The 13,606-nt window shown below is 58.6% G+C and carries 10 protein-coding genes and 2 pseudogenes; 4 read left to right on the top strand and 8 right to left on the bottom strand.

All coding sequences use genetic code 11. The features are described 5' to 3' along the window. The first annotated feature begins 416 nt into the window (after positions 1 to 416). Both ACPYOI_RS31145 and ACPYOI_RS31140 read left to right on the top strand, forming a co-directional pair. Positions 417 to 1,760, top strand: a complete 1,344-nt coding sequence (locus ACPYOI_RS31145) for a pectate lyase family protein (protein WP_481419384.1) — start codon at positions 417 to 419, stop codon at positions 1,758 to 1,760. Between the two features lie 17 nt (positions 1,761 to 1,777). Then, positions 1,778 to 2,941, top strand: coding sequence for a glycosyltransferase family 4 protein (locus tag ACPYOI_RS31140; RefSeq protein ID WP_481423828.1), 1,164 nt, complete (start codon positions 1,778 to 1,780; stop codon positions 2,939 to 2,941). On the opposite strand, the gene ACPYOI_RS31135 is transcribed toward ACPYOI_RS31140, so the two are convergent. The 3 genes from ACPYOI_RS31135 to ACPYOI_RS31125 all read right to left on the bottom strand — a co-directional run bounded on the left by ACPYOI_RS31135 (position 2,938) and on the right by ACPYOI_RS31125 (position 6,235). After that, positions 2,938 to 4,176, bottom strand: a complete 1,239-nt coding sequence (locus ACPYOI_RS31135; protein WP_481419386.1) for a DegT/DnrJ/EryC1/StrS family aminotransferase — start codon at positions 4,174 to 4,176, stop codon at positions 2,938 to 2,940. The genes ACPYOI_RS31140 and ACPYOI_RS31135 overlap by 4 nt on opposite strands. A 52-nt stretch (positions 4,177 to 4,228) precedes the next feature. Then, positions 4,229 to 4,909: a PIG-L deacetylase family protein gene (locus tag ACPYOI_RS31130; protein WP_481419387.1), complete on the bottom strand. Its 681-nt coding sequence runs from the start codon at positions 4,907 to 4,909 to the stop codon at positions 4,229 to 4,231. Between the two features lie 81 nt (positions 4,910 to 4,990). Continuing rightward, positions 4,991 to 6,235, bottom strand: coding sequence for a polysaccharide biosynthesis/export family protein (locus ACPYOI_RS31125; RefSeq protein WP_481419388.1), 1,245 nt, complete (start codon positions 6,233 to 6,235; stop codon positions 4,991 to 4,993). Positions 6,236 to 6,511: 276 nt separating this feature from the next. On the opposite strand from ACPYOI_RS31125, the gene ACPYOI_RS31120 reads away from it, so the two are divergent. Beyond that, entirely contained in the window at positions 6,512 to 7,858 is a 1,347-nt protein-coding gene (locus tag ACPYOI_RS31120) for a lipopolysaccharide biosynthesis protein (RefSeq protein ID WP_481423827.1), read from the top strand. A 189-nt stretch (positions 7,859 to 8,047) separates the two neighbouring features. Beyond that, a pseudogene (locus tag ACPYOI_RS31115) lies at positions 8,048 to 8,809 on the top strand (sulfotransferase domain-containing protein); the annotation flags it as partial. A 55-nt stretch (positions 8,810 to 8,864) separates the two neighbouring features. On the opposite strand, the pseudogene ACPYOI_RS31110 reads toward ACPYOI_RS31115, so the two are convergent. The 5 genes and pseudogenes from ACPYOI_RS31110 to cyoA all read right to left on the bottom strand — a co-directional run. Further along, positions 8,865 to 9,458, bottom strand: a pseudogene (locus ACPYOI_RS31110) (aminotransferase class I/II-fold pyridoxal phosphate-dependent enzyme); the annotation flags it as partial. A gap of 63 nt (positions 9,459 to 9,521) precedes the next feature. Continuing rightward, positions 9,522 to 9,890 carry a cytochrome o ubiquinol oxidase subunit IV gene (gene cyoD, locus ACPYOI_RS31105; protein ID WP_481417782.1) on the bottom strand — a complete coding sequence of 123 codons (369 nt, stop codon included), beginning with the start codon at positions 9,888 to 9,890 and terminating at the stop codon, positions 9,522 to 9,524. Beyond that, a complete protein-coding gene (gene cyoC, locus ACPYOI_RS31100; RefSeq protein ID WP_481417781.1) occupies positions 9,890 to 10,513 on the bottom strand; it encodes a cytochrome o ubiquinol oxidase subunit III in 624 nt (207 codons plus the stop codon). The genes cyoD and cyoC overlap by 1 nt, the downstream gene beginning before the upstream one ends. A 3-nt stretch (positions 10,514 to 10,516) precedes the next feature. Continuing rightward, on the bottom strand, positions 10,517 to 12,493 hold the full coding sequence (gene cyoB / locus ACPYOI_RS31095) for a cytochrome o ubiquinol oxidase subunit I (protein WP_481417780.1): 1,977 nt from the start codon (positions 12,491 to 12,493) through the stop codon (positions 10,517 to 10,519). Further along, entirely contained in the window at positions 12,493 to 13,515 is a 1,023-nt protein-coding gene (gene cyoA / locus ACPYOI_RS31090) for a ubiquinol oxidase subunit II (protein WP_481417779.1), read from the bottom strand. The genes cyoB and cyoA overlap by 1 nt, the downstream gene beginning before the upstream one ends. Positions 13,516 to 13,606: the final 91 nt, after the last annotated feature.

Below are 13,606 nucleotides of genomic sequence, written 5' to 3'. Positions count from 1 at the left end.
GGGGTGAAGCGCTTCAATAAGCTTGATGGCTGAAATGTCGCTTCCGCCGAATTCATCACCGACGAACGGGTAGATTACGACTAATGGCATCGAACCCATAGAATTCATCCCAAAGCTCGTAAGCTTCGAATGCGCGAGATTAGCATCTTCGCGATTACGGGTCATTTGAATATTACAGCATGCCGCAACACTGTTGGGTGTCGCCCGAATTCATTATTGCTTCTACTCATGAAGCGGCGCATTTTGGCGGAGCGCTTCGTGCATTTAATTAGGCAGGATTGGCAAACTACAGAGGCGCATTCGTTGGGCGTTGTTGAAGTCCGGAGGTTCTGGCTTTGGATACGAACGGCACAGACGCTAAAGGTAGTTTGCATCACCCGGCAACAGCGGCGCCAAGATTCACCAGGGCAGCGCGCGTGCTGGCCCTTGTTTTCACATTCTCTGCCATCAACGGCTACGCTCTGGCAGCAGGCACAGCACCTGATGCATTCCCTGGCGCTGAAGGCTACGGAAAGACTGCGCAGGGCGGCAGGGACGGTACCGTCATCCCGGTCACCAATCTCGATGATAGCGGCCCCGGAAGTCTTAGAGAATGTATCGAGGCGACGGGGCCGCGAAACTGCGTTTTCCGTGTAGCCGGCGTCATCAACCTAAAGCGTAGCCTCGTCGTCCGCAGCGAGGATGGCTTTGTCTCCATTCTAGGGCAGACTGCCCCCGGTGACGGTATCGTCTTGACGATCGAGCAACCTGACAGTGAGGGGAAAAATACGCTTCTGGTGTTCAAGGGGACGAATGACGTCGTCGTCCGCCATATCCGCCTCCGGCCTCGCCTTCCGAACACAATCAAGAACGTTCACGGGCTGGTTATCGAGAACAGCCGAAAGGTATATGTCGACCATGTCTCGATCTCCTGGGCAACGGATGAAAATATCAGCACCTATTCCAACGCTTCTGACGTAACGATCGCGGATTCGATCATGGCGGAGGGGCTCAACAAACACAGCAAATGCACTTTGCTCGGCGCCGATCCCCGAACCGCCCAGAACCTGACATTCCTCAGGAATCTCTGCCTGTCGAACAGGGACCGGAATCCTGACAACAATCACTACGGGCAGTCATGCATCGAAATCATCAACAACGTTTTTTACAACGCCCAGTCCGAATGGGCGGAGGTCTTCTCTCAGTATCCCGGCGGAACGCCGATCGCGTATGCGGGGAATTATTTCAAGGCAGGTCCAAGCACGCATGATTTGACTTATGCCATCAAGGCGCAGGACGCAGCGCGGGTTGCCGATCCCCAGATCTATCAGGAAGGCAATGTCACCTGGGCGCCGCCCACCAAGACAATCGTCACCGTGGCGCCGGAAACCGAGCGGTTCCTCGTCTCCAGCCCGCCTTGCCCCTTGAGTGTGAGCGAGGTCGCCCCGGCAGCAAAAGCCTATGATGACGTTCGTACAAAATCCGGCGCGTTCCCACGAGATAGTCTCGATCAGGCCTGGGTGAGGGACATGGGGCCGCAAGGTCAGAACGGCAAAGGCCGGATGGTGACTGCGCCCGGGCAAATCCCAGCGATGCAAAGCGCGGCAGCCTACAAAGACGACGATCAGGATGGAATGGCCGACTCCGTCGAGGCGCAGTTTGGCGCTAAGCCGGGAGTAAACGACGCGTGGGCAACGAGCACACCTGACGGCCCTTCGCATTTCGACGCATTCATGGAATGGCTCTCCGAAGAACGGATCGCGGGCCGTTACCCGCAGTGATACAGGCAATCACCGGCATGCAAACCGCCGCTGCCGAACCGCACGGACGGCGGTATGCTGACCGGATTGCCATCGTGATACCCGGGCTGTCGGCAGGCGGCACTGAACATGTCGTCAGCCTTCTCGCAAACCATTGGGCAGCCTCGGGCTACGCCGTGACGGTCGTTACTTTCGAAGCGCCGGATACAAAACCTTACTACACCTTCCGAGATGACGTGCGCATCACGCGACTGGGCCTTCCGCCGGGGAAGACGGGCAGGCTTGTGTCGGCGATCGCAGTCTGGCAGCGGATCTGGCGGTTACGCTCGGCGATACGTCAAGCCGATCCGGCTTTTGTGCTGAGCTTCCTCACGCGCACCAACGTGACGGCGCTGATTGCTATGTTAGGCTCCGGCATTCCGATTGCGGTTTCGGAGCGCAACAATCCCGATGCCCAACCCTTCGGCGTTGTGTGGAAATGGCTGCGCGGTAAGCTCTATCCACGTGCTTTTTGTCTGGTGACGATGACCCATGGGGCGCTTGCGTATTTTCCGGATGACATTAGACAGAAGGCGCGCGTCATTCCGAACGCCGTCGATCTTCCCACGAATTGGACCGACCGCAGGACTGGCAGGACGTTGACCGCCGTCGGCAGGCTGACGCATCAGAAAGGTTTCGATTTGCTCCTGCAGGCATTCTCCAAAGTCGCAGACCGGCACCAGGAGTGGAAACTTGTCATTTGGGGCGAGGGCGAGGACCGCGGCAGGCTTCAAACGCTATGTGCCAAGCTTAAGTTGAAGCAGCGGGTGGAGATGCCGGGCGTGACGTCGAGCCCTGGCCAGTGGATCGAGACCGCGGACGTTTTCGTCTTATCGTCACGCTATGAGGGGTGGGGCATCGTTCTTCTTGAGGCCATGGCCGCTGGCATTCCGGTCGTGAGTTTCGAATGCAAATGGGGCCCCGGTGAAATGGTCACCGACAAACATGACGGAATTCTCGTTGAACCGGAGAATGTCGACGCGCTGGCGGATGCGCTTGATTTGGTCCTTCGGGATAGCACCCTGAGAGAAAAGCTGGCGGAGAATGCCATAAGCAGTGCGAAATCCTACTCGCAGGAGCGCGTGCTGCAGGCTTGGGACGACTTGGTCGCCTCAGCGCTCGCGGCGTCACCTCGACCGTTAGCCAGGCGAGGGCGGTACTAGTGCCTAAGCCTCAGGCCTGCCGCTATGACGCCGTCTACCGCTGCTGGCGACCGTTGTCTCCGAGCTGATTTTCTGCCTGTGCCGGTTGCGGCAAGTACGGTTTCTCGAAGAAGCTTGGCATTTTGTATCGTTGCCTCTTCAGTCAAGCTGGGATCAACGAGGAAGGCCAGGCTCGTTTCACCGAGCGCCTTGGCGACGGGCAATCTCTCGACCGATCGCCCCAGGCTGGTGAATGCCTTTTCGAGATAGATCTCCGGACAACTGCCGACGAAGCAGGGAAGGCCGCGCTCGTTCAGGGCTGCCAGGATTTTATCCCGGTCATAACTCGGCTTCAGATGATCAGGTCTCACGAACGTGTAGAAGCGGTAGTACGCATGGCGGATACCATCCTGCGGTACAGGTGTCCGAAGGGCGTCGAGGTCAATCGTCGCGGAGACAAGGATGCGCGCATTTCGTTCCCTGGCCGCCTGCAGTTCCGCAAGCCGCGAAAGCTGGCACAGACCAAGCACAGCCTGATAAGACATCATTCGCAGGTTCGTGCCGACGGATTCATGAAGCCATCGAAAACCGCTTCCACCGGCCTTTCCTTGGACGGCTCCATATGACTTACCGTGATCCTTTCTGCTCCAGGCCTTCGCCCAAAGGGATGAGTCGTTCATCGCAATGAGACCGCCTTCGCCGCCTGTCGTGATGATCTTGTCCTGGCAGAACGAGAAGGCGGCAATGTCGCCGAACGAGCCGACCGGCCGGCCGTCGATTTCAGCCCCATGAGCCTGGGCGCAGTCTTCAATGACCCAGAGACCCTTCTCGCGGGCAAAGGCCATGATCTCAGGCATCTCGCAGGGCCAGCCGGCGAGGTGAACGACGATGATGCCTTTCGTCCTCGGTGAGACTTTCTCCGCAATGGTTTTCATTGTCAGGTTCTGGCTGTCCAGATCGACATCCGCAAAGACTGGCACGCCGCCACAGAACGGCACACAGGCCGCAGACGCGACGAAACTTCGAGGAGTAACAATGACTTCGTCTCCGGGCCTCAAGTCGAGCGCGAAGAGCGCGAGTTCGAGAGCCGCAGTGCCATTCGTGACAGCGATGGCGTGCCTTACGCCAAGGAAGGCAGAGTAAGCTTCTTCGAACTGCCGGACATAAGGCCCGGTCCATGCGTTGACCTGCCCGGTACGAAGCATGGATGCCACTGCTTCAATCTGTTGCTCGTCAAACACCGGCCAGTGTGCCATTTCCTCCTCCGCATTTTGGATGCGATGGCCATTTCACAGGCAGGTTCTTGCGTTACAGAACCTGCCGGACCAACACGAATGCCTCGGCCGCGCGCTTGAAGACGGTCGCGCCACGCAGCGTCGCCAGCGCCTTCAAGGTTTCGATGGCGCGTTCGTGCGGAACCGGCCGGATCTGAGACTCAAACGCGGCCATCGCTTTCAACTTGGTCTCGAGATGATCCTCGATATCGACGAAGACGTTCGGCGCGAAATTGGGCGTCACATAAGCCGCGTTCCAATTCGTCTCGGAGAGTGTTTCATACGCCAGGATCAATTTTGGAAATTGTACCTGGTGCGGTCTGGCTGCCACAAGAGACGCGGTAAAGACGATCTGGTGATCGACGTGCATGTCTCCGACAAACGGGATGAGAAGCGTCTGCGGCGCACTTTCCGCCACGAGTTCAAAGAGCGAGGCGTTCAGATCGGCGACGACGGTCTCCGCCAAGCCGGCGGCCGGAAAGCCCATCCAATAGGTCTCGGCTGCGCCGAGGATCGCATGCGCCCTCCGTGCCTCCTCCTTCACCCGCGCCACGCCCTCCGAGGGGAAATGCGGTGGCTTGCCTTCCGTTACGATGGCGATGCGCACGTCGGATCCTTCTGAGGCAAGCCGGGCCACTGTTCCGCCTGCCCCGAGAACCTCGTCGTCCGCATGGGGCGCAATAACGAGTGTCCTGCCGAAGAGCTCACTCAACATGGGCGCGTCGCCTTTCGCCGCAGTGAGCGTTCCCGAAGTTGTGAGGGATCGAGAGCTCAGGTCCACGCGCGTTCCTTAGCGTTACATTCCCGCAATCGAGACCGCGACGACATCCCCCGGAAGCAGCTCCGTGAAAGGCGCGCCGTTGATCACTGTATTGACGCCGTTCTTGGGGCGGCGAACCTCATAGGCGAAGGAGATCTGGTCGCCCTTCCTTTCGTCAGCCGCGATGGAGGCAAGGAGATAAAATTGCTCTTCGGCGGACTGGCGCGTGGATTCGAGTTTCTTGATGGCCGCTTCGCGCTCCTGCAGCTTCAGCAATATGTCGTTCTGCCGATCTGCCTGCAACTTGGACAGTTCCAGTTTGAGGTTCCCCAGCTGCAGCTTCGAACGCGAGATTTCCGCATATATCTCCAGAAGCTGAGATTTCTCGTTTGAAGTCGTGTTCTTGACGCGGGATAGATCGGTTTCTGTGGTCAGCTCGCGCTTGCGAAGATTCGTCACGCGCTCAAGGTCCCGCTCGTTCATCGCCACGACATCCTTTTGCTCGGCTTCGAGCTCAGCGAGGATTTTCAAGCTTGAATCCGTTTCGGCAATGCTCTGCGTGAGAATCTCGGCCTGAGCCTTGGTCGTGATGAGATCTGTCTTCAGAATCTTCTCTTCGATCTCGAGCACGCTCTTGAGTGATGCGCGTTCGAGATATGGCCGCGCGGTTTCCGGCGCGTCGTTCAGGTCGATCGTTTCGGCACCACGCAATTGAGCCGCCAACCGTGCCGCATAGATTGCTTCATGGACGATTTCGACTTCGGCGCCGTCAATCTCGCCACGCAATCGCGCACGCGTCATGATCTTGTCGGCGGCGTTTGACGCCGCCGTTAAGGTTCCGCCTGCAAGACCAATTGCCTGGTCGACGGTCAAGCCCGGATGATACGGAAAAGAGCCAGGATTCTTCACCTCGCCTAGCACGAAGATCGGCTTGTAAGTGGTTATGTTCAAAGCGATTTTTGGATCGACCAGTATCTGCCGGTCCTTGTACTCTGATCGCAATTTACCCAAAGCTTCGACGACCGTAAGCCCGCTGATTTCAACTCCCCCGACCAAGGGAAATTGCGCGTCGCCATCACCGTCGATCGTGAGCGAAACCGGCAGTTCTGCGTCGTCAAGAAAATCGAAGGAGATCACGTCTCCCGGCTGCAAGCGGTACGCCTCGGCGCGCACGCTGCCAGCGGCAACTAGCCCCGCGGCGGCGACGCACGCCACCCACCGCAGGACACTGCCTCGTACTCCGGAAAACGAACCGTCTTCCATCCAACGAAGCGCTGGCATGATGTCCCCCTTTGACGCCGCAGGCGACGAAACCATATTCCGCTGTAATATAAAGATTGTTGTTGCTTTTTTCGTCAAGTAAACAAATGTTAAATGGCATGTTTAGCTAAAAATAAAACGAACGAAATATTTTCACACCTGAACGTTATGCGAGTATAATCAAAAGTAATTAGATATAATATGTAGTTGTTGCATGTTTATTCAATTAGAGCGCGCGCTTATTACGCTGGAAGTCGAGATCTGCGATCTTTTCTGCTAAAGGAGGAGGTTTGCGTAATGCATGGGGGCCATCGCGCACAAATGGCGCGATTTCTTCAGGGTTGGAACGATGAGGCGCGATTTGCTCAGCGCCTGCGCAACATTGGCCATCTCCTTGCCGGAAATTTCGCTAGTTCGTTCATTGGCTTAATCGGCTTTGCTCTCACAGCACGTGCACTGGGGCCGTCGCAATACGGCATCCTTGCGCTTTCCTTTGCCTATGCGCGCGGGATAGAACGTCTTCTCGCCTTCCGCTCCTGGCAACCGCTCATCAAGTATGGCGCCGAGGTTTTGCACGACGAAGATCGGGACGCGCTCAGGGCGCTTTTCAAATTCGGCCTGCTTCTCGACATGGGGACTGCCTTGCTTGCCTGGGCGATAGCAGTACTGCTCGTCCTTGTGGCTGGACCTAGAATTGGCATTTCCCAAGACACGAGCCGTTACGTGATCATGTTCTGCACGGTTCTGCCGTTTCAAATGACCGGGATGTCGGTCGCTGCGTTGCGGCTCTTCGACAGGTATCAGGTGCTTGCCTACGCCCAGGTCGTGGGAACCTGTATCCGCGTGTTGCTCTGCGGCCTCGGCCTGGCGGCGGGGTGGGGTTTGACCGAATTTCTTATGCTTTGGGCGGGTACCCAGATCCTGGGCTCGTTGAATATGACGATACTGGCGTTTATCGAACTCCGGGCCCGGGGCATCCACAAAGTCATGTCAGCTCCGCTTCGCGGGATCACGACGCGCTTTCCCGGGCTCTTCAGGTTCTCGGTATCGTCCAACCTTTCATCGTCGATCCGCTCCAGCGCGAGCGAATTGGATACCCTGTTGGTGGGCTTTCTTACCGACCCGGCCTCCGCCGGCCTCTATCACATAGCAAAACGCATCGGCCGCATCGCGCAGCAGGTCGGCGCTCAGGTGCAAGCGGTGCTTTTCCCGGATCTCGCCAGGGCCTGGGCTTCGAAGGATCTCGCCGCCTTTCGCAAGATGATTGCTCAGGCGCAATTATTGCTGATCTGCTTCGGTGTCATCGCGTTGATCATCATTGCTGCGGCGATCAACAAGGTCCTGGAACTCACGGCGGGCCCGGAGTTCGTTGCCGCCGGTCCGCTTGTTATGGTTCAGATGGTGGCTGTCGTGTTCATCCTGAATGCCACCGTTCTTTACTCGGCCCTGCTGGCGATGAGTTTGGAACGCTCCGCGCTGCGCAGCATCTTTATCGCCATCGCTTTCTTTCATCTGACGTTGATCTTGCTGGTCCCGAGGTTGGGGCCGATGGGCGCGAACATTGCTCATATCGTGATGGCCTGCATCTGGGTCACTGGCATGATGGCTGCCTACCGGCAGCGTTTGCGGGCGCCGACAGGTTAGCGAATCCGTACGATCAATCTCGCCTATGCCTGCGGTGTTCGCCACTGAGATCTGCGACCAGGGCTCGCATCAAGTGCGGCGAACCTCAGGCTCGTGCCAAGCTGCTCGCCAGTCACCAATTAGGATTAGGTGCGATCTGCCAAATTTCCATTACAATGGCATCGTTGTATCGCAGTGGGGGCAGGCACGATGTACTTTCCTACTGGCTTGCGGAACCGGCAAAAAATTTGGCACCGACTAACAAGGCCGCAAGAAATCGCACGTTACGGCTGGCGCCAATTAGGCAAAGTCGGCGAGCAAATTAGTCTGAAAAACTACGCTTCCCTGGCTGACGCTCTTCTGGTTTCCTTTCCAAAATCAGGCCGGACGTGGCTGCGCTATGTACTGGCGCATTACTTTGCCAGCGGCTTTGAAAAGGGTTCTGCCGCACTGAATTTACACGACATGTTCGCGTTTATCCCGAATTTCGACCTCGACCCGGTCAGAGGGATTCCAGCTTTTAGAAGCCAGGTCCCGGCTGGCAAGATACCGATGGTGCTCGTCAGTCATGAGGTCAATTGGCTGCTTTTGCCAAAGCAGCTGCCAGTCATTTTCATGGTTCGCGACCCACGAGACGTGCTCGTATCGGCTTATTTCCATACAACCCGGCACAAGAGTAGCTTTTCCGGATCGTTGGACAGCTTCATCGATGATCGCCAGCGCGGATTGCCTCTGATCATTTCCTATCTTAACCGATGGAGCCGGAAGCTGCAGGGCAGGCCCTATCACGTTCTCGGCTACGAGAGAATGTCGGCTGACCCTGTGAGCGAGGTCTCCGCTCTGCTGGACTTCATCGGTTGCGAGATCGATCATCAACGTTTGATGGCTGCCATAGAAGCAGGACAGTTTGAGAGAATGCGGAAAATGGAGGTCGTTGAGGGTCTCCCCGGGCACGAATATGACCGCAAAGACGGTGAGAGCCTGCGCATGCGCAAGGGGCAGGTAGGCGGTTTTCGCAGCTATCTAAGGCGATCGGCGCGATATCGCCGTCCATGCTGTAGACGCTCTCGAAGGCGACGATCTTCGGCCGCGCCGGATCGATCGCGCTCATCAGTTCGTCGAGATGGGCGGGGTCGTTGTGGCGGAAGATGAAGCGCTCCGCGCCGGAGCGGCGGATGCCCTCGATCATCGAATTATGGTTCAGCGCATCGGAGAAAATGGCGCAGCCGGGCAACAGCTTGCCGAGCGTGCTGAGAGCTGCAAGATTCGAAATCCAGCCCGAGGTGAAAATCAGCGCCGCTTCCTTGCCGTGCAGGTCGGCGAGTTCCGTTTCCAGCGCAACATGCTGGCGGTTGGTGCCCGAGATGTTGCGCGTGCCGCCGGTTCCGGCGCCGAAATCGTCGATCGCCGCATGCATGGCGGCTAGCACGTCCGGGTGCTGGCCCATACCGAGATAGTCGTTGCTGCACCAGACGGTCACGCGACGGGTCTCACCCGTCGGGCCATGCCAGAGTGCGCTCGGGAATTCACCGGCGATCCGTTCCAGCTCGGCGAAGGTCCGGTAGCGGCCGTCGAGCTTCAGTTCCTTGATGAGGGCCTCAAATCTTGCAGCATAGTCCATGGCCTTGCTCTTTTCTGCCGCCTCGCAACACAGGCGATCCGGCGGCTTTGGGGTGAACATTTGCTAGTCGCGTACTTTCGCGCGTTCGATCGTCATGCTTGTCGGCATCATGTTCACGTTGGCGTTGTGCATGACCCAGAGCGAGCCGCTGACGATGATGGCGATCAGCATGATCGTCAGGAGGAAGATCGTCGTGTTGTTGCGCTGCTCCGGGCTGGTGCCGAGATGCAGGAAGAAGACGAGCTGCACGATGAGCTGGACGACCGCGAGGACGGTGATCGCCGGCAGGATGGCATCACCGGGAACGAGGCCGCTCATGACGGCGCCGAAGGAGAGACCGGTCAGCAAGAGCGACAGCACGAAACCGATCACATAGGATTTCAGGCTGGCGTGCGATGCCCCGGAACTGGTGTGGGAAGAGGGATGGGACATTACAGAACCCCGCGCAGATAGACGAAGGTGAAGACGCAGATCCAGACCAGGTCGAGGAAGTGCCAGAAGAGGCTGAGGCAGGCGAGCCGGCGGCGGACGACATGATCGAGGCCGAAGCGCGAGACCTGGTGCATCATCGTTGCGAGCCAGAGGAGACCAGCCGTCACATGCAGGCCATGCGTGCCGACCAGCGTGAAATACGCCGACAGGAAGGCGCTGCGGTCCGGGCCGGCGCCCTCGTGGATGAGAGCCAGGAATTCATGCACTTCCATGGCGATGAAGGCGGCGCCGAAGACGAAGGTGATGGCGAGCCACTGAATGACCTTCTCCTTCGCACCGGCCTGCATTTGCAAGCCGGCCATGCCGAAGGTGAAGCTGCTGACCAGCAGCACCACGGTCTCGATCGCCACATAGGGAAGATCGAAGAGTTCCCTCCCGCCGGGCGCCCCGGCGGTGTTGGCGGCGAGCACGCCGAAGGTGGCGAACAGCGTCGCGAAGATGAGGCAGTCGCTCATCAGGTAGATCCAGAAGCCGAGCACGGTGTTGGCACCGCTGTCGTGTCCATGGTCGTGCTGAACCGGTGCGTGGCTGCTTCCGTGGGTGGATTTAACGAGGATGTTCATCGGTCATGCTCCCTTTCGCAACAGGGCGAAGCGTGCGTTTTCGATGCGGGCGACTTCCGCCGCCGGCACGTAGTAGTCGACGTCCCGGTCGTAGGATCGGGCGATGAAAGTGCCGACCGTGCCGAGCAGTCCGATGGCGACGAAGACCCACATGTGCCAGATGAGCGCAAAGCAGAGGACGAAGCTGAAGGCGGAGATCACGAAGCCGGCCCCTGTGTTGCGCGGCATATGGATGTCCTCGTACTCCCAGGCCCGCTGGTTGGCGCGGCCGGTCTGCTTGTTTTCCCAATGCTGTTCGAGCGAGGTGATCCTTGGGACATGCGCGAAGTTGTAGAAGGGGGCCGGCGAGGCGGTCGCCCATTCCAGGCTGCGCGCATCCCAGGGATCGCCGGTAACGTCGCGGTTCTGCTTGCGGTCTCGGATACTGACGAAGAGCTGGATCAGAATGGCGAGGATGCCGGCGCCGATGATCACCGCGCCGATCAGCGCCACCACCAGATAGGGATGCCAGCCGGGCACGTCATAATGGTTCATGCGGCGCGTCATTCCATCCAGGCCGAGGATGTAAAGCGGCGTGAAGGCGAGCCAATAGCCGATCATCCAGCACCAGAAGGAAACCTTCCCCCAGAATTCGTTCAGGGTGAAGCCGAAGACCTTGGGGAACCAGAAGCTCATACCGGCAAGGCAGCCGAAGACCACGCCGCCGATGATAACGTTGTGGAAGTGGGCGACCAGGAACAGGCTGTTGTGCAGGACGAAATCGGCGCCGGGAACGGCAAGCAGCACGCCAGTCATGCCGCCGACGGTGAAGGTCACCATGAAGCCGATGGTCCAGAGCGTGGCCGAATGGAAGCGGATGCGCCCGCGGTACATCGTGAACAGCCAGTTGAACAGCTTCACCCCCGTCGGGATCGAGATGATCGTCGTCATGATGCCGAAGAAGGCATTGACGTTGGCGCCGGAACCCATGGTGAAGAAGTGGTGCAGCCAGACGAAGAAGGAGAGGATGCCGATCGACGAGGTGGCGTAGACCATTGACTTGTAGCCGAAGAGCGGCTTGCCGGAGAAGGTCGCGATCACCTCGGAGTAGACGCCGAAGCAAGGCAGGATCAGCACATAGACCTCGGGATGGCCCCAGACCCAGATGAGGTTGATGTACATCATCGCATTGCCACCAAGCTCGTTGGTGAAGAAATGCATGTCGAAGTAGCGGTCTGCGGCAAGCAGCGCGAGGGTCGCGGTCAAGACTGGGAAGATCGCGACGATCAGGATGTTGGTGATCAGCGCCGTCCAGACGAACACCGGCATTTTCATCAGGTCCATGCCCGGCGCGCGCATGCGCAAGATGGTCACGACGAAGTTGATGCCGGCGAGAGTCGTTCCGAGCCCCGAGACCTGCAGCGACCATATGTAATAGTCGACCCCGACCGTCGGGCTGTAGCCGAGCTCGGAGAGCGGCGGATAGGCAACCCAGCCGGTAGCGGCGAAATCACCGACGAACATGGAGACCATGACCAGGGCGGCGCCGACCGCCGAGAGCCAGAAGCCCAGCGAGTTGACGAAGGGATAGGCGACGTCGCGGGCGCCGAGCTGCAGCGGCACGACAACGTTCATCAGGCCGAGGATGAAAGGTGTCGCCACGAAGAAGATCATGATCACGCCATGGGCGGTGAAGATCTGATCGTAGTGATGCGGCGGGAGATAACCGGCGGCATCGTTGCTGGCGATCGCCTGCTGCGCGCGCATCATGATGGCGTCGGCAAAGCCGCGTAGCAGCATGACCAGCCCGAGGCCGAAATACATCACGCCGATCTTCTTGTGATCGACGGAGGTGATCCATTCCGTCCAGAGATATTTCCACCAGCCGTTATAGGTGATCCAGGCGAGGAGGCCCACGCCGAGAAGGGCGACGACTGCGCCAGTCCCCATGATGATGGGCTCATGGAGGGGGACGGCATCGAGAGTGAGTTTACCAAGCATCAGTTCTTGTTCCAGGCGAGCGGATAAGGGGTTTCAGCGGTGCAGATGTCGGTGCTGGCGTCGCGCGCCATCTCCGGCATGCGGTCGGCCATGTACCGGTTGACAACCGTGTCGAAGAGGCCGGGCTCGACGCTGGCATAGAGCGCGACGGGGTTCTTGATGCTCGGCTGCTCCAGGGACTGGTAGTTGGCGGCGTCGAGCTTCTGCGGCGAGGTCTTCACCTGATTGACCCACTCCGCGAACGCATCCGCGCTTGTTGCTGCGACGTCGAAATGCATGTCGGAAAAGCCGGGGCCACTGAAGGCCGAGGACAGTCCTTCATAGGTGCCCGGCTCGTTGGCGATGAGGTGCAGCTGGGTCTGCATTCCGGCCATGGCATAGATCTGGCTGCCGAGCTGCGGGATGAAGAAGGAGTTCATCATCGATTCCGCCGTGAGCTTGAAACTGATCGGCGTATCCACCGGGATCGCCAGGTGATTGACGGAAGCGATGCCGTAGTCAGGGTAGATGAACAGCCATTTCCAGTTCAGCGCGACGACCTCGACGCGAACGGGCTTGGCGTTCGATTCGAGTGGCTTGTATGGATCGAGCGAATGGGTCGTCTCCCAGATCATCACCGCGAGAATGCCGACAATCAGGCACGGGATCGTCCAGACCACCGCCTCGATTGCGGTCGAATGCGCCCAAGTCGGCGCATACGTCGCTTTAGTGTTGCTGGCGCGGTATCGCCAGGCGAAGTACACGGTCAAAACCATGACGGGGATGACCACGAGCAGCATCAGCCCGAGCGCGACGAGGATCAGCGTCCTCTCCTGAATACCGATGTCGCCCTTCGGGGCCATGAGCTGGATGTTGTTGCAAGCGGTCAACGGGAGGAGCAAGAAAAACAACGCTACATGCCGAAACCACCGGAAGAGGTCGGTATGGACACCGCCCCTGCCTCCGATGACGCGAGGCCGCGAAGAAAGGAGCCGTCCTTCCCGGCGGTCGGCGATGATATCGCCCGTACATTTCTCAGACATTATATGCTCTATAGCCATACATTCATCGGATCGATGCGGATGCGGTACCAGCAAAATATCCGGCAATCAACACATACATTCTGTATATTGT

This window comes from Rhizobium sp. SVR5-2C, from assembly GCF_056755115.1.
The sequence above is the reverse complement of the archived record's forward strand: the minus strand, read 5'-3'. Positions and strand labels throughout refer to the sequence as shown.

Excerpts from the sequence above, each read along its gene's own strand:
- ACPYOI_RS31140 (WP_481423828.1), top strand. The coding sequence starts at position 1,778 with ATGCAAACCGCCGCTGCCGAACCGCACGGACGGCGGTATGCTGACCGG.
- ACPYOI_RS31135 (WP_481419386.1), bottom strand. The coding sequence starts at position 4,176 with ATGGCACACTGGCCGGTGTTTGACGAGCAACAGATTGAAGCAGTGGCA.
- ACPYOI_RS31130 (WP_481419387.1), bottom strand. The coding sequence starts at position 4,909 with ATGTTGAGTGAGCTCTTCGGCAGGACACTCGTTATTGCGCCCCATGCG.
- ACPYOI_RS31125 (WP_481419388.1), bottom strand. The coding sequence starts at position 6,235 with ATGCCAGCGCTTCGTTGGATGGAAGACGGTTCGTTTTCCGGAGTACGA.
- ACPYOI_RS31120 (WP_481423827.1), top strand. The coding sequence starts at position 6,512 with ATGCATGGGGGCCATCGCGCACAAATGGCGCGATTTCTTCAGGGTTGG.
- cyoD (WP_481417782.1), bottom strand. The coding sequence starts at position 9,890 with ATGTCCCATCCCTCTTCCCACACCAGTTCCGGGGCATCGCACGCCAGC.
- cyoC (WP_481417781.1), bottom strand. The coding sequence starts at position 10,513 with ATGAACATCCTCGTTAAATCCACCCACGGAAGCAGCCACGCACCGGTT.
- cyoB (WP_481417780.1), bottom strand. The coding sequence starts at position 12,493 with ATGCTTGGTAAACTCACTCTCGATGCCGTCCCCCTCCATGAGCCCATC.
- cyoA (WP_481417779.1), bottom strand. The coding sequence starts at position 13,515 with ATGTCTGAGAAATGTACGGGCGATATCATCGCCGACCGCCGGGAAGGA.